Raw genomic sequence first — 24,255 nt, 5'->3', positions numbered from 1 at the left:
TTTGATACCGAAGTATCGAATTGGATTATCATCAACGAGTGCCCACACAGATTGATAGGTCTATATTGTTAAAGAGCTTGCTTTGCGAGAAGTTTTTCTCTCAAAGCGGAGGTGCATTCTAGCGATTTAATTGACAGTGTCAAACACTTTTTCAATTTTATTTTTCGTAGAAGCTTTCACCTCTCCGACCCTGCTGAAGCCTTATCGCGTCTGCCGTGTCGGTGGATGCGCATTATAGGGAACTCAGATCCGTTCGCAACCCTTTTTTGAAAAAAAATGGAAAAAAATGACTGTTCGATGACTATTTCATCAAAAAAGCAAAAAAGAGGGTAAAAAACCCTCTTTTTCTGCCTTAAAAGCCGTATTTAAATGAATGCGTACGCGTCTGCGAACATACGTTCGCTCTTCGCTTTCTTGTTCTGAGTGAACTGTTCACGTGCTGCGCCAGCCATTTCAAAACGACCTGCAATATAGATATCGTAGTTTTCTAAGCTTTCGAAATCTTCAGCTACAGCTTGTAGCACGTTACCAACTTTACCTTGCCAGTCTGCAGGAGCTTCTTCTACTACTGGCACAAAGTGAACATTGGCAAACTTGTCGGCAATCTCGACCAGTTCGTCTTTAGCATAAAGCTGGCAGTTATCGCGCGCCCCCCAATATAAATAGATAGGATTGGTTTTATTCTGCGCTACGCAGTGATCCAGAATCGAGCGAACGTAACTGAAGCCTGTACCACCAGCAATTAATAATAATGGGCGTTCGCTTTCTTCTTGAACCCAAGCATCGCCATGTGGCGCATCAATTTCAATCTGACCATCAGTTTCAAGCGCCGCTTGCATTGCTTCGACAACTTCTTGTGCATAAGCGTTGTGTTCCGCCGCACCGATGTGCAGTTCAAGTTCACCTTCATGACGACAAGGGCTGCTTGCGATAGAGAAAGGACGTTTGTCTTTTTCACCCATCACCACCATTAGGTACTGACCCGCTTTAAAAGGCACTGGTGATTCTGGATGAAGAAGGATTTGGTAAGTATTACAAGCTAACGGCTGAATAGACTTTACTTTACATTGGATGGTCATGGTGTTCCTCTCGCTTACTCGTCAAAAGTAAGCACTAAATTACTTTCTGTATAGGCTTGGCAAGGGAATATCCAGCCTTGCTGTTGCTCTTTTTCGGTTAGCATCGGTTCGAGGTGATAGCTCACCTCGCCCGTTAGCTTTTTACACATGCACATGGCGCAAGCGCCAACTTGGCAACGGTGCGGGAAGCGAATATTGTTGTTGAGCGCAGCTTCCAACACCGTTTCCCCTTCTTTTACTTGGAACGTAACGTCCATTGGTAGAAGGTGGACTTGATGACTCATAGAATACCTAACTGGTCCCAAATCTCATCGACTTTAGCCACAAGTTTAGGATCTTTTTTGATAGGCGTGCCCCACTCGCGCGTGACTTCAGATTCGAACTTGTTGGTCGCATCGAGCCCAAGTTTAGATGAACTACCCGCCTTACCACGAACTTGAGTGGTATCTCTGTCTGGATCCATTCGAGTTGTCACAGCCCAAATGATGTCATTCCAATCTTGTGCGTTGACGTCATCGTCGCACAAAATAATGAATTTGTTATCCTTGTACTGAGCAAAGAAGTCCCACAAGTATTCCATCAATGCTTGAGATTGACCGGCTTGGTCTTTCTTCATAGTCACGACAGCAAATTGGTTGTTTGCTGTAACTGGAAGATAGACGTCAACAATCTCAGGGCGTTGCTGTTTCAACTCATTCAGTTCTGCTTCGGTAATCGCTTTGCTGTCTCGCTCAGTGACCTCGGTTCGCGTCGCCAGCTCGGCATCCCATTTAATGGTCGCATCTAAGCCCATTTTGGAGCCAAGCCCAACCACAGGTGAAGCAAAGTCGAGCGAGTCGATTGGCGTGTTATCTATCATCAAAGTATCATGTACAGGGTCCATATGCTCTGACATGGCTTTAACGACATCATTCCAATCTCGTGCGTTTACCGATTCATCGCACACAATAACAAACTTGGTATACATGAATTGACGTAAGAAAGACCACACGCCCATCATTACGCGCTTGGCATGTCCTGGGTACTGCTTCTTCATGGTGACGACGGCCATTCGGTACGAACAACCTTCTGGCGGTAGATAGAAGTCTTCAATCTCTGGGAATTGCTTTTGCAGAATAGGCACAAACACTTCGTTTAATGCCACACCCAATACAGCTGGTTCATCTGGCGGACGACCTGTGTAGGTGCTGTGATAAATAGGGTCTTTACGCATAGTAATGTGCGTAATAGTAAATACGTGGTGCTTTTCTTTTTCGTTATAGTAGCCAGTATGGTCACCGTAAGGACCTTCATCAGCAAACTCATTCGGGTCGATATAGCCTTCCATCACGATTTCCGCGCTTGCTGGCACTTCCAAATCATTGCTGACTGACTTCACGACTTCCGTTTTGCTTCCACGTAGCAAACCTGCAAATGCGTATTCCGATAGCGTATCTGGCACTGGTGTTACTGCGCCAAGAATGGTTGCTGGGTCTGCACCAAACGCGACCGAAACTGGGAAAGGTTTACCTGGGTTGGTTTCCATCCAATCGCGCAGATCAAGCGCACCACCACGATGGGCTAACCAACGCATGATGATTTTGTTCTTGGCAATTTTCTGCTGACGGTAAATGCCTAGGTTCTGACGTTTCTTATTTGGACCTTTGGTTACGGTTAAGCCCCAAGTAAGCAGCGGCGCTACATCTTCTGCCCAGCAGCTCATTACCGGAATTTTATCCAAGTCGACTTCATCACCTTGCCAAACAATGTCTTGGCATGGTGCTTTACGTAAACGCTTAGCCGGCATGTTCAATACTTGTTTGAACACAGGCAGTTTTTCTAAAGCGTCTTTGAAGCCTTTTGGTGGCTCAGGTTCTTTTAAATAAGCCAGCAGCTTACCGACTTCTCTTAATTCTTTAACATCTTCACGTCCCATACCGATTGCGACACGCTCTGGTGTACCAAACAGGTTAGTCAAAACAGGTACGTCGTAGCCGATTGGGTTCTCAAACAACAGCGCAGGTCCACCAGCACGCAAGGTGCGGTCGCTGATTTCTGTCATTTCATAAGCGGGATCGACAGGGTGAGTGATGCGTTTAAGTCGACCTTTCTGTTCTAGGTGGTCGATAAATTCGCGTAAATCCTTAAAACTCATAGGCCTTCATGCTGGCTGATTAAACTGTCCGCAGTATAACAAATAGGAGGACGCTAAGATCCTCCTATTTTGTGTGGGTATGTGAGCAAGATTACTTTAATACTTGTTCAATCTGCCGAGTCTTTATCTGATGGTTCGAAGATACTAACTCTTCCAACCAGGTTTGATGCCCTTGTTGAGCAAGCTCTCGAGCAACCATGGTTGCTTCTTCTGATAACGCCATTTTTCTAACTAGAAACTGCTTTACTTGCGGAGATAGAGGGTTAGATTTTGTAAGTAGACTAATAGCTTCTGGCTTGAGTGATGGGTTAACTGTGGCATTCATCAATTGCTGAATGGAAAAAACGTCTCCAACCGCAGCTAAACGCTCAAGTTCGGACTGGCTGTTGTAATCGGCTTTCATCCGCCAGAGTAAGTTGTACACTTCCTCATCCTGACTAACTTGTGCCAACCTGACTATCACGGCCGTCGAGGGTAACCAACTGGTCACATTTGCTTTGGTTAACTGGGCCGCTAATGCAGCAAGCGCGTTGGGTGATAAACTGTCTAACTCTCGAATCAAAAGCGCTTCACGCGCTTGAGCTTGTTGAGATGGCCCTGTAAGCCATTGCTTTAAGTTAAGCTCTCTTCGTTCAGCTTGTAAGACAAAGTCCAAGGTACTTTGGTCTTGTTTCCAACGCTTAATCAAGCGACTCGCAATAACGGGAAAGTTAAAAGCGGGTACACTAAATTCATACCCATCACCTCGCTCTAACACTTGATAAGTCGGGGTCATACGGATCTGGGACTCAACAAACAGAGCCATTCGAGGCGTGAGAATCACATCTTGCTTTTCAAGCTTTTCCAATAATTGAAAGCGCACCACCTCTTGTTGAGGCAAAGCAAGTCGATCAAGGGCAAATTTAAGCGAGTCGACTTCATCTCTGACAGCGTAATCAAGCAGTTCAGAGACTTTAGTCTGTATTTGAGTATCCTGAAGCCACTGTTCTACTACAGACTCATGCATTTCCTTGGCAGATAATGTCGCAGGTAGAGTGATAAGTGACAAGCTCAGGAGTAATGACGACAACATTCCTTGTTGCATGTTAACCTCCCGATAACATTTCCTTCATTCTGATACTTCTATCGGGAGAAAGCAATAAAAAAGCCACCGATATACGGTGGCTTTTCGCAGAATAACTTATCTGAGATTATTGACGACGCATCGCATCGAAGAACTCATCGTTGGTCTTCGTCATCGCTAGCTTATCGATTAGGAACTCCATTGCGTCGATTTCGCCCATTGGGTGAACGATCTTACGCAGAATCCACATCTTCTGTAGTTCGTCAGTCTTCGTCAGTAGCTCTTCACGACGTGTACCTGAGCGGTTAAAGTCAATCGCAGGGAATACACGCTTCTCAGCAATCTTACGGTTCAAGTGCAGTTCCATGTTACCTGTACCCTTGAACTCTTCGTAGATAACTTCATCCATTTTAGAACCAGTATCTACTAGTGCCGTTGCGATGATAGTTAGGCTGCCGCCTTCTTCTACGTTACGTGCAGCACCGAAGAAACGCTTAGGACGATGTAATGCGTTTGCATCCACACCACCTGTTAGTACTTTACCTGATGAAGGCACTACGGTGTTGTAAGCACGAGCTAGGCGAGTGATAGAGTCAAGCAAGATAACTACGTCTTTCTTATGTTCAACAAGACGTTTTGCTTTCTCGATCACCATTTCCGCTACTTGTACGTGACGAGATGCTGGCTCATCGAAAGTCGACGCAACCACTTCACCTTTAACTAGGCGTTGCATCTCGGTTACTTCTTCTGGACGTTCGTCGATAAGAAGAACCATCAACTCACACTCTGGGTGGTTGTACGCGATGCTTTGCGCGATGTTTTGCAGAAGCATTGTTTTACCCGCTTTAGGCGGAGCAACAATCAGACCACGTTGACCTTTACCGATTGGAGATGCCAAGTCTAAAACACGTGCTGTAATGTCTTCTGTTGAACCGTTACCACGCTCCATAACCATGCGCTCATTCGCATGTAGAGGGGTAAGGTTTTCAAATAGGATCTTGTTACGGGCGTTGTCTGGTTTATCGTCGTTAACGGTATTGACTTTTAGAAGGGCAAAGTAACGTTCACCGTCTTTTGGTGGACGAATTTTGCCAGCGATAGAGTCACCAGTACGTAGGTTAAAGCGACGAATCTGACTTGGTGATACGTAGATATCGTCCGGACCCGCAAGGTATGAACTATCTGCACTGCGTAGGAAACCAAAGCCGTCTTGCAGAATTTCCAGAACCCCATCGCCAAAGATGTCTTCGCCGCCTTTCGCGTGCGCTTTTAAAATCGCGAAGATGATGTCTTGTTTTCTTAAGCGAGCTAGGTTCTCTAATCCTAAGCTTTCGCCCAGTTTTACAAGGTCAGACACAGGTCTGTTCTTCAGTTCGGTAAGGTTCATGGTGGTGGATTCTTGTTTAGTCAAAATAAGATCTGTTTTCTAGTTAAGATGGATTTGGTCTCAGGATCGACCAAGAAGAGAAATTTGTTCAATTAACGCGCGATAAGTTAGCACTAATTAGTATTCTAGTCCAGAGTTAGAAAAACAAAACCGTGCATTGTAACTTTGCACGGTTTTATCTGTAATCACTTGGTGATTATAAGTTTGCGTCTAGGAACTCTTTCAGTTGAGTTTTAGACAGAGCACCTACTTTCGTTGCCGCTACGTTACCATCTTTAAATAGTAATAGCGTTGGAATGCCGCGAATACCAAACTTAGGTGGTGTACCTGCGTTATGGTCGATGTTTAGTTTACCGATAGTGAGTTTGCCTTCGTACTCGTCTGCGATTTCGTCCAAAATAGGAGCGATCATTTTACAAGGACCACACCATTCTGCCCAAAAATCCACTAGAACCGGGCCTGCAGCGTTGATTACATCGTTTTCAAAACCGTCATCAGTTAGCTGCAAAATCTTATCACTCATCTTCCACTCCAATGTGTTTTTCGAAACTGGTTGGATGATAACCAGTAATTAGATGCCCTATTGGAATGTATTTACTTTCGTATTGCAAGCTTTAGCTGATATTCTATAGCCATGAAAAAGACGCATATCACAGAGCAAAAGTTCGCCGATTTGGGCTTAAAGCCCCAAGTTATTGAAGGATTGGACAAAAAAGGGTTCGAATTTTGTACCCCTATCCAAGCCTTGGCGTTGCCGGTCCTGCTCACCGGCCAAGACATCGCAGGCCAGGCCCAAACGGGTACTGGTAAAACGCTCGCGTTTCTTACTGCTACGTTCAACCACCTTCTGACGACTCCGGAACATGAAGGTCGTAAGCCTACACAGCCACGCGCAATTATTATGGCGCCTACACGTGAGCTCGCTATTCAGATTTACAATGATGCAGAATCATTAACTGAAAGCACAGGTCTAAAAACCGCTCTAGCTTACGGTGGTGAAAGCTACGACAAGCAACTTGCGAAACTGCAAGACGGCGTAGATATCCTGATCGGAACAACAGGCCGTATCATCGATTTCTACAAACAGCGCGTATTTAACCTCAACAACATTCAAGCTGTTGTTCTGGACGAAGCCGACCGCATGTTCGATCTTGGCTTTATTAAAGACATTCGCTTCTTGTTCCGTCGTATGCCAGAACCAAAAGAGCGTTTGAACATGCTGTTCTCAGCTACGCTTTCTTACCGCGTTCAAGAACTGGCATTCGAACACATGAATACTCCTGAGCATGTCGTTGTCGAACCAGAACAAAAAACTGGCCACCGTATCCAGGAAGAGCTTTTCTATCCTTCGAATGAAGACAAAATGGCGCTGCTTCAAACACTAATTGAAGAAGAGTGGCCAGATCGCGCTATCATTTTTGCCAATACCAAGCATAAGTGTGAATCGGTTTGGGGTCATTTGGCTGCCGATGGACACCGTGTAGGCCTTCTTACTGGTGATGTACCGCAGAAGAAGCGTGAGAAGATTCTTGAGCAATTCACCAAAGGTGATGTCGACATCTTAGTTGCAACTGACGTTGCAGCGCGTGGTTTGCATATTCCTCAGGTAACGCACGTTTTCAACTACGACCTTCCTGACGACTGTGAAGATTATGTTCACCGTATTGGCCGTACTGGTCGCGCTGGTGCGAGCGGTCATTCGATCAGTTTTGCTTGTGAAGAGTACGCGGTTAACCTACCAGCAATCGAAGAATACATTGAGCATACAATCCCAGTTTCAGAGTACGATTCGTCGGCACTGATTCAAGATCTACCAGCTCCGATTCGTATGCGTGCACCACGCAACCAACAGCGCCGCACGAATACTGGCGGTACCCGTTCTGGTTCTGGTAACCGTAAGCCGCAGGGACGTCGTCCACGCCAACCGCGTCAATCGGCACCAAAACAATCGTAATAGGAAACTGAGTTCGTTTTATGAGTCAAGCAGGATCATCACCGCTATATGCCGCCATCGACCTCGGGTCGAACAGTTTTCACATGCTCGTTGTGCGTCACATCGATGGCAGCGTTCAAACAATGGCTAAAATTAAGCGCAAAGTTCGTCTAGCAGCGGGCTTAGATGAACATAATTCTCTTAGTATGGAAGCTATGCAGCGAGGATGGGACTGCTTAAGTCTATTTGCGGAACGCTTGCAGGACATTCCTAAACAAAACATTCGCATCGTCGGTACTGCAACATTACGTACCGCGACCAATGTAGATGTGTTTTTAGAAAAGGCTAACCAAATTCTAGGCCAGCCTATCGAAGTGATTACTGGTGAAGAAGAAGCTGCCACTATCTATAAAGGTGTCGCTCACACCTCTGGCGGTAGTGGTCGTCGCCTTGTAGTCGATATCGGTGGAGCAAGTACCGAACTGATTATCGGTGAAGGTTTCGAAGCCAAAGCACTGACCAGCTTAAAAATGGGCTGCGTGACTTGGCTTGAAAACTTCTTTAAAGATCGTCAATTGAATGCTCGTAACTTTGACGCGGCAATTGAAGGGGCGAAACAGACCATCCAGCCGATTTTAGAACGTTATACAGAAATTGGTTGGGATGTGTGTGTTGGTGCATCAGGCACTGTTCAGGCATTGCAAGAGATAATGCTGGCGCAAGGCATGGACGAAGTAATCACTCACTCCAAACTCAAGCGTCTACAGAAGCAAGCCATGTTGGCCGACCATTTAGAAGAGCTCGATATTGAAGGCTTAACACTTGAGCGTGCATTAGTGTTCCCTAGTGGCCTCTCTATTTTGATTGCCGTTTTTGAATTGCTTGAAATCGATGCTATGACACTGGCTGGCGGCGCACTACGCGAAGGCTTAGTGTATGAGATGGTTGAAGAGCTTCGTCAAGAAGACATTCGTGCCCGCACTATCGCTAGCGTACAAAATCGTTATCAGCTCGATCACCAATACGGCGAACAAGTCGCTACTCTGGCACACACGCTTTTACAGCAAGCTGGGGGCGATGAGTGGATTACAGAGCCTCAGGGCAAGATATTGCTCGAGACCGCCGCAAAACTGCATGAAATTGGTTTAACTATCGATTTCAAAAAAGGCGGAGAGCATAGTGCTTACTTGCTGCAGAATTTGGATCTGCCTGGTTACACGCGCGCGCAGAAGTTCTTTATTGGTGAAGTGGCTCGTCGCTATCGCGAACAGCTCACTTCTTTACCTGAGCAGCATGCATTATCAGGCTCAAGTGCCAAACGAGTATTGAGACTGTTGCGTCTTGCGGTTCTACTCAGCCATCGTCGCAATCCTGATCTAGAGCCAAATGTGACTCTAACGGTTGAAGGCGACAATCTAACGTTACACATTGATGCGCAATGGCTAGAGAAAAACCCACTGACTGCGGCTGAGTTGGAAATTGAATCCAACCGTCAGACAGACATCGGCTGGCCATTAAATATCGTAGCAAAATAAGCGAATATCACTGCCTTACAATACTAAAGCCCAGGCGTTCGCTTGGGCTTTTCTGCTTCTACTTCCCCTACAAAACGTGCTGCCCAGCAAAAATCTCAGCTTCTCCGCTCTACATCGAAAAGCAGCCATGCTTTATTGATAAACACAATTTAGCCAACCAAGATGCACCATCATGAAAACCGTTTTAATGACTGGCTTAACTGGTACCCTCGCCCCAAAAGTCGCTCATCAGTTTCACCTACGCGGCTGGAACATATTGGAGTGGAATCACCACCAAATCTCACCAGATGATCCAGAGCAAAGTGAACAATTTTGGCAGCAACACCACATCAATGCGGTGTGCCATATGGCGATGGGAAGTGAAGAGTGGGCAGCGTGGCTTGGTGAGCAATGCAAACGCCACAATATTCCTTACCTCTTTGTCAGCACAGCAATGGTATTTGATGCCACAAAAAACGGGCCTTATGGCATCTTTGAAGAAAGAAACACCCAAGATGATTACGGCAAATACAAAGTTCGTTGTGAAGATGCAATCTGGCAAGCAAATCCAGATGCGATGGTTGCTCGAATTGGTTGGCAGCTCCATCACCAAGCAGAAGGCAATAACATGTTGGCGCATCTCGACCGCCAATATGAAGAGAACGGCGTTATTACCGCTAGCACGGCTTGGTATCCTGCGACTTCTCATATGGACGATACTGCACTCGCCTTTTTGCAGCTTATTGAGCGGAACGAAGCCGGTTTATATCACCTTGATAGCAACTTAAAAGATAAGTGGAATTTCTACGAACTCGTTTGTGCACTCAAACAGCATTACAACAAACCATGGCAAGTGCTGCCAAGCAATGACTATCACCATGACCAACGTCTAACCGATGAACGAATTGCCTTGCCGCCATTGAGTGAACGTTTCAACAAGCCAGAGCAAATCCAGCAAGCCGGCATCATAGGAATCAACTGGGGACGCACGCACATTCCCCACTATCGAAACAATGGTGTATCGGTCACAACGTTATGCGCCAACCAAATAGAACCGCTTCAGCAAGCGTGCAGTGAAGAAGCAATCCCAAAGGCAGAAACGAACATCAGCGCACTCAAACTACTTGATGTCGTGACCATCGCGACACCTGCGCATACTCATGCAGAGATCATAAAGACGTTAGGTTCAACCAAGCTTATCTGTGAAAAGCCATTGGTGGGATTGAATTCTGACATAACTCACTGGCAGCAACCGAACGCCAACCTATTGGTTAATTACGCCTTTGCTCAGCTTAATACCGCCAAGACGATAGAGAAGTGGCTCACTTCGCAAACCCAACCTTGTGTGGTCAATCTAGTCACCCAAGTTAACCTACCGGGCACCTTCACGCTCAAAGAGTGGTTTCTTGAAACTGCCAGTCACCCTATATCTTGGTTGCTGCACTGCTTTGGAGACTATTATCAATCGACACTGGTTGAGGAAAACGGCCAACTGATCGTTGATCTGCAATGTGGCGACCACCAGCTAAGGTTTGTATTTGAACTAACAGGTGAACCGGGCATCGAGCACAATCTAACGATTCAATCCAACCAGACCTTAACCAGCAAAGGCTACTACCGTGTCGGCGAAAAATGGCGTTTCGAGCCCATTCTCGTTAATGGCAACGCGATAAATGATGGAGAGTACAGCGAATCTGATTGCTGGCAGGACGCCAATCAACGCAGTGTCGGTTTGATGCTGGCGATGTTCAATCAAAGCATCAGTTGGGAGAACGGCCTGCAACTTGGCGCCTTCGATGCGCAAAAAGCCATTTTGATTGAGAAGATGCTCCGTTAGCCATTTCACCAACTAGCTTCCTCTACGTTCCGTAACTTCGATTAAAAGGTCTCACTCGGGACCTTTTTTATTACTCCATTTTTACCTTTGTACAGCTTAGGGAGCTTTTGGACACCCATGATCTAATTACTCCCCATGCTGTACAAAACCCTCTAACCCCAAGTAAACAGGCACAAAAAAGCCGCTTGATTTGAGCAAGCGGCTTTCGGGGTTCCCACTGATATTAAGACTGAACGCTTGTGGTCACCTTAAAGTCAGGGTTCACCGCAGTCAGCTTCTTAATTAGGTAATTCAGTAGTACGCCATACATAGGAACGAACAAACCAAGACTAATAATCAGTTTGAAGCCGTAATCCACCAGCGCGATTTCCGTCCAATGCTCAGCCATAAATGGATCTGGGCTTTGGTAGAACGCAATGGCGAAGAAAGCGATGGTATCAAGTGCATTACCGAAAAGCGTTGAACACGTTGGTGCCACCCACCATTGCTTCATTTGACGTAGGCGGTTGAACACATGCACATCCATGATCTGACCAAGTAGGTACGCCATGAAGCTAGCAATCGCGATACGAGCAACGAATAAGTTAAATTCCCCTAGGTGGCCAAAACCTTGGAATTGACCTTCGAAGAACACCACCGATAAGAAGTAAGACACTGCCAAAGCAGGCAACATCACTAAGAAGATGATCTTACGTGCCAACTGAGCACCGAAAATACGCACAGTTAAGTCAGTCGCTAAGAAGATAAATGGGAAAGTGAATGCACCCCAAGTGGTATGGAAACCGAAGATAGTAAACGGTAGCTGAACTAGGTAATTGCTAGATGCAATAATGACTAGGTGGAATAGAACCAGATAGATAAGGGCGTTGCGCTGCTGCGCAGGGGTAAAGTTACTCATGCGATACCTTTTTAGTTTGGTTTGGGGGTGAGGGAACCCAAATCGAGTCACTGAATAAAGTGGCTCTTACCAACAATGTAAAATGAAAAATAAACTGGCTTGGCTCTTTCTGAGCGAAGCGGTGGGCGATTATACATTAACCACTTTTCGCCGCAAGTCGTCTGTTTGACGCAAACGTTTAAGCATAAAAAAGGGTGTTTCATGTGAAACACCCTCTCTAGAAAAATTCTATTTTTAGAAGCCGCGCTGGAACAACCCTGCAAGATAATCCAACTCTTCCCTGCTCTCTTCAATCGCTAACGCTTCAAACCAAATCGCTTCGCTGTAATGCTCTGCTTTCATAAACAGTCGGCAACCTTCAAAGTCAATCAACCAAGAGTGAATGTCCGCATCCCACTGTTTTTCCACCACAGTAGCAGAAAGCAAGCCGACTAAACGCTCACCTAAAGCAGGAAAGCTATCAAGGTCAAAGCTCGGCGCGGTAATGATTAAGCGCCCTTCTTGTGCCATGTAATCCGCTAAGCCAAATTCCTTTTGCATCTTGGTTCCTTATCCGTGGTGAGTAATGTGTTCTTGAATCAAATCGAGGAATGGATCGGCGTACTTCTCTAGTTTGCGCTGACCAACACCGCTGACTGCAAGCATTTCGCCGTAAGACGTTGGCAGAATTTCCGCCATATCAATCAGAGTAGCGTCACTGAAGACCACGTATGGTGGCAAACCATCTTCATCAGCAATCGACTTACGCAGCTTGCGTAACTTAGCAAACAGCTTCTTGTCGTAGTTCTTGCTGGTCAGTTTGTCCGACTTCGCCGCACGTGCTGCGGTGTCTAAACGTGGAACCGCTAACTCCAGAGTCACATCGCCACGCAACAATGGACGCGCCTCTTCGGTAAGTTGCAGCGTTGAGTTGCGCGTAATATTCTGGAACAGCAGCCCTTTGTGGATTAACTGACGGAAGATACTCACCCAGTAATCGTGGCTATGATCGCGCCCTATCGCGTAGGTAGAAATCTTATCGTGCCCATTTTCACGCACACGAATGTTTTGCATGCCACGTAGCACTTCTACCACGTAGCCCATACCAAAGCTCTGATTCACTCGGTACACACAAGACAACGCCTTACGCGCTTCTTCCGTGGCATCAAAGTGTTTCGGTGGATCTAAGCAAATATCGCAGTTGCCACATGGCTTCTCGCGATACTCACCAAAGTAATTCAATAGCACCTGACGACGACAAGTCTGCGCCTCAGCAAAGGCACTCATCGCATTCAGTTTGTGGGTTTCCACCTGCTTCTGTGGACCGTCGTCTTTCTCATCCAACATACGGCGCAGCCAACTGATGTCCGCTGGGTCATACAACATCATCGCTTCCGCAGGCAAACCATCACGCCCTGCACGACCGGTTTCCTGGTAGTAGGACTCGATATTGCGCGGGATATCAAAGTGAACCACAAAGCGCACGTTTGGTTTGTTGATGCCCATACCGAATGCCACGGTCGCCACTACGATTTGGATGTCATCACGTTGGAAAGCTTCTTGAACGTAAGCGCGCTCATCAGCGTCCATACCTGCGTGATAACCAGCAGCACGAATGTGGTTGTTGCACAGCTTCTCGGTCACCATCTCAACTTTCTTACGGCTACCACAATAGATGATGCCGCAGTTACCCTTTTGGGTTTCCAGATAACGAACGATTTGCGAAACCGGCTTGTGCTTCTCAACTAAGTTGTAGCGAATGTTAGGACGGTCGAAGCTGCCTAGGTAAACCTCTGGATTATTCAGTTGCAGACGCTCAAGAATATCTCGGCGCGTTGCATCATCCGCCGTCGCCGTCAGCGCCATAAATGGCACATGGGAAAACTGCTGCTTAAGTTGACCAAGCGCGGCATATTCTGGACGGAAATCGTGTCCCCACTGGGAAATACAATGCGCTTCATCGACAGCAATCATCGATAGCGGCAAGTTTTCCAAGCGCTCAATGAAATCACGCATCAATACGCGTTCTGGTGAGACGTACACCAACTTAAGATGACCAGTGTGCATGCGGTTATACACGCTGAGCAGTTCTTCACGAGTCATGGTCGAGTTAATGCATTCAGCCGCTACACCGTTGGCTTTAAGCTGGTCCACTTGGTCTTTCATCAGCGAGATAAGCGGAGAAATGACCAAAGTAATGCCAGAGCGAACCAAAGCAGGAATTTGATAACACAGCGACTTACCGCCACCCGTAGGCAGGATAACTAAGCTGTCGCGACCTTCTACCGCAGCATCAATCACCAACTGCTGACCATCACGGAACTCTTGGTAACCAAACACATCCTCCAACACACGTTGAGGCGTTACAGGCGAATCAGATTGTTCGGCTAACAAGGTCGAGGTCATGAAAAGTCTCAGATTGGGTCTTAAAAAAGAGGTGCTTATGCATACCACTGGCACACAAAGTGAGGGCACATTGTAATGGGGTTTCATGGTGAATAAAACCGCAAATTGTTAGGTGTTTCGCATCACGACTCGTATACTGATTTTCTGCTCTATAAAACACACAATTAGGTGACACTTCATGACACCAGAAGACGAACAACAACGCGCGCGGCAAGGCATCTTGCTAGCGATTGGTGCGTATACCATGTGGGGCATTGCGCCGATGTACTTTAAGTCCATCGCACAAGTATCTCCTTTGGAAATTCTAAGCCACCGAGTGATATGGTCTTTCTTTTTGCTTGCTGCACTCCTCCATTTTGGCCGTCACTGGCGCTCGGCTTACCACATCGCGAAAGACAAAACGAAAATCGCTTACCTGATCGCAAGTTCCATGTTAATTGGCGGCAATTGGTTGATTTTCATTTGGGCGGTAAACTCGAATCATATGCTCGACGCCAGCTTAGGTTATTACATTAACCCATTAATCAATGTCTTGCTCGGCATGGTATTTTTGGGAGAGCGACTGCGCAAATTACAGTGGTTCGCGGTTGTATTGGCAGGTTGTGGCGTACTCGTTCAACTGATTGTATTTGGCTCCGTACCTGTTGTTGCGATGGCGTTAGCAATGAGCTTCGGCTTTTATGGCTTATTAAGAAAGAAAGTCAGTGTCGATGCAAAAACTGGCTTGTTTATCGAGACATTACTTCTGCTGCCGGTGGCCGCTGTTTATTTGCTTTTTATTGCCGATACACCAACCTCAAATATGCTTACGAATCCACTTACGTTAAATAGTTTGTTGATCGCTGCTGGGGTTATAACAACCCTGCCACTGCTGTGCTTTACGGGTGCAGCAACAAGACTCAAATTATCGACTTTGGGCTTTTTCCAATATATAGGCCCAAGCTTAATGTTTTTACTTGCAGTATTGATGTATGGCGAACCCTTTACCATGGATAAAGCGATCACTTTCGTCTTTATTTGGGGAGCACTAGTCGTGTTTAGCTTTGATGGATTACGTAATAACCGTCGCTCACGCCGAATCGTTCAGCCACAGTGATCGTTTTTTACAAGACAAGTTAGAAATTGCCAGATAAGCTTGGTCATAATGTGACCAAGCTTTTTTTTGTTTAATGGAACATATTCAGTACTACGCAACCGACCATGACAACTTGAGTCTAATAGAGGCGAAATACCAGAAATTTGCTTTTCAAAGGCATTACCATCTGGATTTTCATCTCGGCCTGATCACGCATGGTGCGCAGAAGTTCCAATATCAAGGTAACAACCACCAAGTTGGTCACGGGCAAATTGTGATTATGCCGCCGGATGAGCTGCACGACGGGCAATCTAAGCTCGAGAGTGGCTACGAAGTAAATGTGTTTGCGATCGAACCTCTCCTATTGAGCGATCTGGCTGATCTTAAGCAAAACGGTCAAATAATACACTTCAACGAGCTGATCATCTCGGATCCACAGATATTTTCACAACTTAGTAACTTACACGGGCTACTTCGTCGTGAAAACCTCAGCCAACTCACCAAAGATTGCCTTCCTTTTGAAGGATTTAACCAGCTTTTTGATCGCTACGGATCGCTTGAGCGACAAAAAGTGGTGCCATTAGGAAATCAATCACTTGGAACGTTAAAAGATTATCTAATGGCGAACCTCGACCAAGCGGTGCGTTTGGATTCGCTATCAGAGCTGTGCCAACTGAGCCCAACGCAGTTCCAGCGCCACTTTAAAGCGCAAACTGGCATGACGCCTTATGCATGGTTCGCACGCCTGCGCCTCGAACAAGGCATGAAGTTACTGCAAGCTGGTCAATGTAGTACCGACGTCGCCCACCAGATCGGTTTCTACGATCAAGCGCATTTCAGCAAAGCGTTTAAACAGACCTACGGCGTTTCCCCTTCTCAAGTGGCTCGTTAATTTCATTTACCGAGAAAGCTGTCAGTTTTTTACAAGCGCCACAGGTGACTTACCACGACAATAGCCGCATTGGTTAAATTTGAGATGTGTTATGAATGAATCCACCATATTGCTGACACTCGCCAGCATTCACTTTATTGCCCTAATGAGTCCAGGTCCGGACTTTGCGCTGGTCGTACAAAACGCGACGCGTCATGGTCGTCAAACTGGCTTGTACATTGCGTTGGGGTTGTCTGTCGGTATTTTGCTGCACTCTTTGTTCAGCCTGACAGGTGTGAGTTTTGTCGTCCACCAGCACCCAGTGCTGTATTCCGTGGTACAACTGCTCGGTGGTAGTTACCTGCTCTACTTGGGAATTGGCGCATTGCGTGCCGTGATCTCGATGATCCAAAACCCACTGACGGATCAACCTAAGAAGCAAAATAACCTAGTGATCAGCAATAAGCGTCAAGCGTTTGCTAAAGGGTTTGCGACCAACATTCTTAACCCAAAAGCCCTAGTGTTCTTTGTCAGTTTGATGTCGAGTTTAGTCCCAGCAGGTATGTCGATTACTGGCAAAGGTATTGCACTGGTCATCCTGTTTGGCTTGTCGCTATTCTGGTTCTCTAGCCTTGCATGGATGCTGTCGACACAGCGCTTACAGCGTAAATTGCAACAAGCGGGTATCTACATCGACGGTCTATGCGGCGTGGTATTTACTCTAGTGGGCGGCAGTATTCTATACCAAACTATCAATACTTTTATCGGATAAAGTACTGATTTAAAAGCGTAGCACAATCGACATTTCTAAGATTGCTGACTCGACGTGACTCTCCATAACTGCCAAGCTCAAAGCACAAAACTGGCAACATGGAGAGTCATCATGCATTGGACGTTCAACCGACTCGTGACCACGGGTCTTTTTCTTACTTCCCCACTAATCTTATCTACCTCAGTCTTTGCTAACCAAGCAGCAGATGCAGTTGCGCCGGAGCACAGCACTGGCTTCGAGCAAAAACAATTGATCAAAGCGAAAGATTATATGGTTACCGCAGCCAACCCACTTGCCACCCAAGCTGGGGCAGACGTTCTTGCACAAGGTGGTAATGCTATTGATGCTATGGTTGCCGTGCAGCTGATGCTGGGCTTAGTAGAACCCCAATCTTCAGGCATTGGTGGTGGCGCCTTCTTAGTGTATTGGGACAGTGAGAAACAAAAACTGACTACGTATGATGGACGCGAAACCGCACCGCTCGCCGCAACGCCGAAACTCTTCCTAGATGACAAAGGACAACCACTGCAATTTTACGATGCGGTTGTCGGTGGGCGTTCCGTTGCCACTCCTGGTACAGTGAAACTGCTGTGGGACACGCACCAGAAATACGGCAAGTTGGAATGGAAGAAGATAATCCAACCCGTGATTACCTTGGCTGAGCAAGGTTTCGAAGTCAGTCCTCGCCTCGCGAGTCTGATTGAAAAAGATGCCAAGCGCCTATCTCGCTTCCCTGCGACTAAGGCTTACTTCTTCAATCCAGATGGCTCACCAAAAGCCGAAGGCACGTTGTTGAAGAACCCTGAATACGCGAAAACTCTGACGGCAATTGCAGAGCAAGGGGCAAAAGCTTTCTATCAAGGCGATATCGCCACAGACATCATCAAGACAGTACAAAATGCGCCGGGCAACCCTGGCGTATTGGCACAACCTGACTTTGATGCGTTCCAAATCAAGCAACGTGAACCGGTTTGTGCGGCTTACCAAAGCTATGACATCTGCGGCATGGGACCACCTAGCTCTGGCGCATTGACGGTTGGACAGATTCTCGCGATCACCGAGCAATACGATCTTAAAGGTTGGGGAGCCGAAAGCGCGAAATCATGGCAAGTGATCGCCGATGCATCGCGCCTTGCGTTCGCGGATCGTGGTAAATACATGGCTGACCAAGATTATGTGCCAATGCCAACCGAAGGCTTGCTTGATAAAGATTATCTCAAACAACGTGCTGAGCTCATTCAAGTCGGTAAAGCCTTGAGTAAGGCTGAAGCCGGTAATCCTCCTTGGTCGCACGCCATGAACTTAAGCATGGACCAATCGATCGAGCTGCCTTCCACCAGCCATTTCAATATCGTCGATAAGCAAGGCAATGTGGTTTCAATGACAACAACCATCGAGAACGCCTTTGGCTCACGCTTGATGGTACGCGGCTTCTTGCTCAATAACGAACTGACCGATTTCTCTTTCCGCACGCATCAAGATGGTGTGCCAATCGCGAACCGCTTAGAACCGGGAAAACGCCCACGTTCATCCATGGCACCAACCATTATGATGAAGGATGACAAACCTTACATGGCAATTGGCTCACCGGGTGGCAGCCGCATTATTGGTTACGTCGCACAAGCCATTATCGCCCACACGCAATGGGATATGGACATCCAAAGCGCGATTAATCAGCCACGATTGCTGAACCGTTTTGGCACCTTAGATATTGAGCAAGGTACCGCCGCAGAGGGCTTAAAGCCTGCTCTGGAGAAGATGGGCTTTAAAACCGATGTTCGGGATTTGAACTCTGGTCTGCATGCGATACGAATAACAAAAGACGGTCTTGAAGGCGCTGCGGATCCAAGACGTGAAGGTGCCGCTATCGGGCAGTAAGAGTCTTTCGCTCGACCCCTTGTGCGAGATCTCTCACAAAGGGTTGAGCAAACCTCTCTTTTTTAATGGTAAAACCGTACAGCAAAGAGCATAAGCCATTGAATTTGATACTCATGTATCTTTTTTGAACGCTAAGAGAGTTAAAAAATGTGAGATTAGCCCGTTGTTGGAAATCGTTAAACACGTAATATTAAACCTGTCGGAAGGATGCTGACACGGAACAGGAAACACCACGGACTTGGTGAACTTCAGGAAGAAGAAACGGTTATTCAGGATGAATAGTCGGGCATGGATTGCAAAATTGGACATTGAACGGAATCAATAGTGACTAGGATGGTTGCTACTAAGGACGGGAAATGGACACCTCTGGACGAGGCAAGGATTTGAACATCAGGATGATGTCAGGGACACCGCTCAGGGAACAAGTGATGAGAGCTAACGAGGATAGTTAGCAGACCAGGATAAGGTCATTAAGGACACCGCTAGGAAGGCGACGTAAGGATTAAGCTGACGGATTCAGCACACTATCATGGATTAGATGCATGGAGCACTCTTAGTAGCCGGATTGCTGCGAGTAAGACTATAACCCCGATGGGCGCAAGCCCTCGGGGTTTTTCTTTGCCTAAAGTTTTTCTTAGCAGCTCTTCTGAAAGCAGACATTCACCCACAACGCCCACCTTTCACTTCAAACGGTATAGTTAAATCGCGCTTTCGAAATCCATTTATCATTCCATTTTTTCCTACGTTAGCGACACCAAAACTGCACAAACAAAAAGAGCCGCCGAAGCAGCTCTTAAGTTGATGATACCAATCACAGTAAATAAGTGATCAGAAATAGCGTAGGGAAAATGCTTGAGAACAAGGCGCAATTTTTCGATAAGTAGTTATTCTACAATCAAAAATTGCAACGCAGTTATCGAGTATTTTAACAAGCTAGAATGACCAGTTATTTACTACGATTGGTATGAGTTTTGGTCAAGCCTTACAGTTTCTCTAGTCGTGCGTAAGCAGTTACCAACCATTTGATGCCTTCACCGTTAAAGGCAATCTGTACACGGCTCTGTGGACCACTGCCTTCGAAGTTGATGATGGTGCCTTCACCAAACTTTGGATGCATCACACGAGAACCTAGCGTAAAGCCGGTTTCATTAAAGCTCTCTTTCACAACAGTTTGGCTAAATCGACCACTGCTTGAAGGACGGCTAACTTGCGCCTTCATTCGTACTTCATCTAAACAAGTTTCTGGCAGTTCACGGATAAAGCGAGACGGTTTATGGTATTTATCCTGACCGTACAAACGACGCATTTCAGCATAAGTGATGTACAGTTTCTGCATCGCACGGGTCATGCCTACGTAACACAGACGGCGTTCTTCTTCTAAGCGCCCTGCTTCTTCTGCCGACATTTGGCTTGGGAACATGCCTTCTTCCACACCGACCATAAACACCAATGGAAACTCTAGACCTTTCGCACTGTGTAATGTCATGAGCTGAACCGCATCTTCAAATTCGTCCGCTTGTCCTTCGCCCGCTTCTAGTGCTGCGTGGGTTAGGAATGCCGTCAGCAGTGACATGTCTTCGGCTTCTTCTGGTTTCTCGAATTGGCGAGTTGCGGTCACCAATTCCTCCAAGTTCTCAATACGTGCCTTAGACTTTTCGCCCTTCTCTTGCTCGTACATCGCGAACAAGCCCGAGTATTTAATCACATGGTCAGTTTGGTGATGCAGCGGCATCTCTAAGGTGTCGTCTTCTAGCGCGGTGACAAGCTCGATAAAACGGCTCAGAGCACCAGCAGCGCGACCAGCAAGCACCTTCTCGTCCAACATTGCCACACTCGCTTCCCACATGGTGCAACCACGATCACGAGCCGCAAAGCGGATGGTTTCAAGCGTCTTATCGCCCAAACCACGCGTTGGCGTATTCACCACACGTTCAAACGCCGCATCATCGTTACGGTTGGCAATCAGACGCATGTAGCTCAAGGCATCTTTGATTTCCTGACGTTCGAAGAATCGCATGCCGCCGTAGATACGGTAAGGCAGACCGGCTTGAATTAACGCTTCTTCCAGAACACGCGACTGGGCGTTGTTACGGTAAAGCATCGCAGCGTCATTCAGAGCACCGCCCTTGTCTTGCCACTCTTTGATTTTGTTCACCGCAAAACGGGCTTCATCTAATTCGTTGTAAGCGCTGTAAACCGAGATAGGCTCACCGACCACGCCATCCGTCCACAACTCTTTACCCATACGCTCGGTGTTATTCGCAATCAGGGTGTTAGATGCTTCCAGAATGGTCTTGGTTGAACGGTAGTTTTGCTCAAGACGAATGGTATTTACGCTTGGGAATTCGAGCGTAAACTTCTCAATATTCTCGACTTTTGCACCACGCCAACCATAAATCGACTGGTCGTCATCACCTACGATCATCACGTGACACTCAGGACCCGCCATCATACGTAGCCAAGCATATTGAATGTTGTTGGTATCTTGGAACTCGTCCACCAAGATATGCTTAAAGCGTGCTTGGTAGTGTTCACGGACGAACTTGTTATCACGCAGTAGCTCATGTGCGCGCAGCAAGATTTCCGCAAAATCGACTAAACCAGCACGGTCACACGCCTCTTGGTAAGCGGTGTACAACTGCAGATATGTCTTGGTCACTGGATCATGGTACGCATCAATGTGCGACGGGCGCAGACCTTCGTCTTTCTTGCCGTTAATCCACCATGCCACTTGGCGTGCTGGCCATTGCTTCTCATCGAGGTTTTGCGCTTTGATCAAACGCTTTAGCAGACGCTGTTGGTCGTCACTGTCGATGATTTGGAAATCTTCCGGTAGCTTGGCATCAAGATAGTGTGCACGCAGAATACGGTGACAAATGCCGTGGAAAGTACCATTCCACATACCGCCTGCACTGCCCATCATTAGCTCTTCGATACGTCCACGCATCTCTGCCGCCGCCTTATTGGTAAAGGTTACCGACATGATTGAAAACGGAGAAGCTTGCTCGACCGACATCAGCCAAGCGATACGGTGAACAAGAACGCGTGTCTTACCACTTCCTGCGCCAGCAAGAACGAGCAAGTTTTCTAGAGGTGCTGCAACGGCTTCACGTTGTTTATCGTTCAAACCGTCGAGTAATAGAGATGGATCCATCATGATGAGAGCTACTGGTTATTTATACATAAAAACCGATTATAACCTAAACAACCGGGTGCTGTTTAGACAAAACTTGATAAAAAAATTGATGTTTTTTTGCCCAACACATCAATTAGTTATACCTATTTGACCCTGCAAACCCATTTACTTCAGAAATTTTTCTGAAAGTTTTTTAGCCAGTTTCCTATCTTTTAAGTTAAGCAAGTTGATAACAAAAACGCCAAAACAGGCGATTCATCTTGCCAACTTAAAGTAAAGGAAATCATTCAGAGGAATTTATTATGAAAAAGTCGAATCTAGCTGTTACTGCTGCTGTTACTGGTCTTCTAGCTCTTGGTGGCACAATGCTAACTGCAGCTCCAGCTGTCGCTGCTGAAAAAGAAAAGTGCTATGGCGTTTCTAAAGCAGGTAAAAACGACTGTGCAACAAAAAGCAGCTCATGCGCTGGTACTTCTAAAGAAGATAACCAAAAAGACGCATTCGTAGTCGTACCAAAAGGTCTTTGTGACAAACTCGCTGGCGGTAGCACTTCTTCTTCATAATCTTTTATCGCTAGCTATTGTGAGGATGCGTTGACGCTCAACCAACGCAAAGCCAAGACGCATCCTTCTCTTCCCGCACGATTTGAAAAGGAGTTTCACGTGAAACACCACACCTTCCACGACCTTGTTGGAGTTGGATTAAGAACCCCACACCTCGATTACTTTAGCCAATCCCAGCCTGAGTTGTCTTGGTTAGAAATCCACAGTGAAAACTATTTCCAACCCAATGCAACAGAGCGCCATCAGCTACAAACGCTTCGCGAGCAATATCAAATTAGCTGCCACGGTATTGGTTTGTCGCTAGGTTCGGTGGAACGTGTTAGTCAAAAGCATCTTGCGCAACTTAAATCACTGATTGACTCAATCGACCCAATCCTTGTTTCTGACCATTTAAGTTGGAGTGAAAACGGCGGTCACTACTTTAATGACCTGCTTCCACTTCCGTATACGGAAGAAGCGCTCAACGTGTTCACTCGTAACGTGAATGAAGTGCAGGAATATTTGCAACGCGAGATCTTGATAGAGAACCCATCTAGTTATGTGAAGTTTCAACATTCGACCATCAGCGAATGGGAGTTTCTTACCGAAGTGCAAAAGCGCACTGACTGTCGTTTATTGCTCGATTTAAACAATGTTTATGTTTCGGCGTTCAACCACGGTTTTGATTGCGACACATACCTAGATGCGATTCCAGCCGACAAAGTGGATGAGATTCACTTGGCAGGTTTTACCATTAAACAACTCGACAAAGGTGAGATATGGATTGATACCCATAGCCGCCCAGTTAGCGATGAAGTTTGGCAGTTGTTTTCACAGTGGACAAAAAAACACGGTCCACGTCATGCGTTGATTGAATGGGACTTGGATATTCCCGCGCCAGAAGTCTTACTGGGAGAAGCACAGAAAGCATCGCAACTGCTGTTGCAAGGCACACTTCCAAGTGAACAAAGCGAACCAAGGAAGGCATCATGAATCTAGCCACCTTACAAAACCAGTTTGCTAAAGCCCTACATTATCAAGCACTCGGTGAAGATTGCGATATTGCCAGTGATAAGTTAACCGCTGATGAACGCATGCAGATTTACCGCAATAACTTTATCGTCAGCTTAAGCGAGGTGTTATCCGCGACCTACCCGATGGTTGAAGCGCTGCTTGGTGAAGAATGCTTTGAACAGATATCTCGCCAGCATGTTCTTTCTTACCCATTAGAAGAAGGAAATGTGGTGCATTATGGCGAAGGCTTTCAAGACACCATCATGCAGTTCAGTCAGGTGATCGCACAAGCACCTTACAGCCCTGAAGTCGCACGCTTCGAGTGGCATATCGACCTAGCTCGTCAAGCACAGTATGAACAATCCAATGCAGCGGAATTAAAACCGCTTGCGTTACTTGGCGAAGTGAGTGAAGAGCAACAACCCGCTTTAGTCTTACACCTTAAAAAGGGCTGCCGCAGCTTTGACTCCAACTACGCAGTATTCGATCTATTTAGTGCGATTCAAACTGGGCAATTCGAACAACTTAATATCAACCAATTACAGCAAGGTGTCATCTCGATTCAAGCCAATGGAGAAGCCTTGTGTCACGCACTCGATGCCGATGTGTTCCAACTGCTGCAATGTTTAGAGCAGAAGCAGAGTTTGAGCGAAATACCTGAAGTTTTACTCGCTCATCTCAATCGCATCATGGCACTCGATATTGTTGACGGCTTTACATTGCAATCAATCTAAGGA

20 protein-coding genes are annotated in these 24,255 nt (G+C 46.6%); 10 read left to right on the top strand and 10 right to left on the bottom strand.

The features are described from left to right. Nucleotides 1-365 precede the first annotated feature (365 nt). From fre to trxA, 6 genes are all read right to left on the bottom strand, one after another. Nucleotides 366-1,079, bottom strand: a complete 714-nt coding sequence (gene fre / locus R7E78_RS21670; RefSeq protein ID WP_005382872.1) for an NAD(P)H-flavin reductase — start codon at nt 1,077-1,079, stop codon at nt 366-368. 14 nt (nt 1,080-1,093) lie between these two features. Further along, nucleotides 1,094-1,363: a 2Fe-2S iron-sulfur cluster-binding protein gene (locus R7E78_RS21665; RefSeq protein ID WP_009696789.1), complete on the bottom strand. Its 270-nt coding sequence runs from the start codon at nt 1,361-1,363 to the stop codon at nt 1,094-1,096. Then, nucleotides 1,360-3,213, bottom strand: a complete 1,854-nt coding sequence (gene ubiD / locus R7E78_RS21660) for a 4-hydroxy-3-polyprenylbenzoate decarboxylase (RefSeq protein ID WP_318058228.1) — start codon at nt 3,211-3,213, stop codon at nt 1,360-1,362. Before ubiD ends, R7E78_RS21665 begins: the two co-directional genes overlap by 4 nt. Before the next feature lie 91 nt (nt 3,214-3,304). Then, nucleotides 3,305-4,297: a hypothetical protein gene (locus R7E78_RS21655; RefSeq protein ID WP_136976338.1), complete on the bottom strand. Its 993-nt coding sequence runs from the start codon at nt 4,295-4,297 to the stop codon at nt 3,305-3,307. 106 nt (nt 4,298-4,403) lie between these two features. Further along, a complete protein-coding gene (rho, locus tag R7E78_RS21650; RefSeq protein ID WP_005378757.1) occupies nt 4,404-5,663 on the bottom strand; it encodes a transcription termination factor Rho in 1,260 nt (419 codons plus the stop codon). 196 nt (nt 5,664-5,859) lie between these two features. After that, the gene (trxA, locus tag R7E78_RS21645; RefSeq protein ID WP_004745500.1) at nt 5,860-6,186 is read right to left on the bottom strand and encodes a thioredoxin TrxA; all 327 of its coding nucleotides are present in this window, start codon (nt 6,184-6,186) and stop codon (nt 5,860-5,862) included. A gap of 111 nt (nt 6,187-6,297) precedes the next feature. On the opposite strand from trxA, the gene rhlB reads away from it, so the two are divergent. The 3 genes from rhlB to R7E78_RS21630 all read left to right on the top strand — a co-directional run bounded on the left by rhlB (nt 6,298) and on the right by R7E78_RS21630 (nt 10,947). After that, on the top strand, nt 6,298-7,617 hold the full coding sequence (gene rhlB / locus R7E78_RS21640; RefSeq protein ID WP_005378764.1) for an ATP-dependent RNA helicase RhlB: 1,320 nt from the start codon (nt 6,298-6,300) through the stop codon (nt 7,615-7,617). Between the two features lie 20 nt (nt 7,618-7,637). Continuing rightward, complete coding sequence (gppA, locus tag R7E78_RS21635) at nt 7,638-9,131, top strand: guanosine-5'-triphosphate,3'-diphosphate diphosphatase (RefSeq protein ID WP_005382885.1); 1,494 nt, start codon at nt 7,638-7,640, stop codon at nt 9,129-9,131. A gap of 172 nt (nt 9,132-9,303) precedes the next feature. Continuing rightward, complete coding sequence (locus tag R7E78_RS21630) at nt 9,304-10,947, top strand: sugar nucleotide-binding protein (protein WP_318058227.1); 1,644 nt, start codon at nt 9,304-9,306, stop codon at nt 10,945-10,947. Between the two features lie 223 nt (nt 10,948-11,170). On the opposite strand, the gene R7E78_RS21625 is transcribed toward R7E78_RS21630, so the two are convergent. The 3 genes from R7E78_RS21625 to recQ form a co-directional block, all read right to left on the bottom strand. Next, nucleotides 11,171-11,845, bottom strand: a complete 675-nt coding sequence (locus tag R7E78_RS21625; protein WP_005378770.1) for a 7-cyano-7-deazaguanine/7-aminomethyl-7-deazaguanine transporter — start codon at nt 11,843-11,845, stop codon at nt 11,171-11,173. A 234-nt stretch (nt 11,846-12,079) separates the two neighbouring features. Next, nucleotides 12,080-12,385 (bottom strand): DUF3630 family protein, encoded by a 306-nt coding sequence (locus R7E78_RS21620; RefSeq protein WP_005378772.1) that lies wholly within the window; start codon nt 12,383-12,385, stop codon nt 12,080-12,082. Between the two features lie 9 nt (nt 12,386-12,394). After that, nucleotides 12,395-14,230: an ATP-dependent DNA helicase RecQ gene (gene recQ / locus R7E78_RS21615; RefSeq protein ID WP_171345146.1), complete on the bottom strand. Its 1,836-nt coding sequence runs from the start codon at nt 14,228-14,230 to the stop codon at nt 12,395-12,397. A gap of 178 nt (nt 14,231-14,408) precedes the next feature. On the opposite strand from recQ, the gene rarD reads away from it, so the two are divergent. The 4 genes from rarD to ggt all read left to right on the top strand — a co-directional run bounded on the left by rarD (nt 14,409) and on the right by ggt (nt 18,826). Further along, on the top strand, nt 14,409-15,326 hold the full coding sequence (gene rarD / locus R7E78_RS21610) for an EamA family transporter RarD (protein WP_005378774.1): 918 nt from the start codon (nt 14,409-14,411) through the stop codon (nt 15,324-15,326). 73 nt (nt 15,327-15,399) lie between these two features. After that, complete coding sequence (locus R7E78_RS21605) at nt 15,400-16,197, top strand: AraC family transcriptional regulator (RefSeq protein ID WP_318058226.1); 798 nt, start codon at nt 15,400-15,402, stop codon at nt 16,195-16,197. 91 nt (nt 16,198-16,288) lie between these two features. After that, entirely contained in the window at nt 16,289-16,948 is a 660-nt protein-coding gene (locus R7E78_RS21600; protein ID WP_005378776.1) for a LysE family translocator, read from the top strand. A gap of 111 nt (nt 16,949-17,059) precedes the next feature. Further along, on the top strand, nt 17,060-18,826 hold the full coding sequence (gene ggt / locus R7E78_RS21595) for a gamma-glutamyltransferase (RefSeq protein ID WP_318058225.1): 1,767 nt from the start codon (nt 17,060-17,062) through the stop codon (nt 18,824-18,826). Between the two features lie 982 nt (nt 18,827-19,808). Here ggt and uvrD read toward each other — a convergent pair. Then, a complete protein-coding gene (gene uvrD / locus R7E78_RS21590) occupies nt 19,809-21,983 on the bottom strand; it encodes a DNA helicase II (protein ID WP_005378778.1) in 2,175 nt (724 codons plus the stop codon). Between the two features lie 281 nt (nt 21,984-22,264). On the opposite strand from uvrD, the gene R7E78_RS21585 reads away from it, so the two are divergent. The 3 genes from R7E78_RS21585 to R7E78_RS21575 all read left to right on the top strand — a co-directional run bounded on the left by R7E78_RS21585 (nt 22,265) and on the right by R7E78_RS21575 (nt 24,252). Continuing rightward, nucleotides 22,265-22,525, top strand: a complete 261-nt coding sequence (locus R7E78_RS21585) for a DUF2282 domain-containing protein (RefSeq protein WP_005378779.1) — start codon at nt 22,265-22,267, stop codon at nt 22,523-22,525. Nucleotides 22,526-22,624: 99 nt separating this feature from the next. Then, nucleotides 22,625-23,497, top strand: coding sequence for a DUF692 domain-containing protein (locus R7E78_RS21580; protein WP_064368859.1), 873 nt, complete (start codon nt 22,625-22,627; stop codon nt 23,495-23,497). Continuing rightward, nucleotides 23,494-24,252: a DNA-binding domain-containing protein gene (locus R7E78_RS21575; protein WP_318058224.1), complete on the top strand. Its 759-nt coding sequence runs from the start codon at nt 23,494-23,496 to the stop codon at nt 24,250-24,252. Before R7E78_RS21580 ends, R7E78_RS21575 begins: the two co-directional genes overlap by 4 nt. Nucleotides 24,253-24,255: the final 3 nt, after the last annotated feature.

The organism is Vibrio sp. YT-19(2023) (assembly GCF_033337395.1).
The sequence above is the reverse complement of the archived record's forward strand: the minus strand, read 5'-3'. Positions and strand labels throughout refer to the sequence as shown.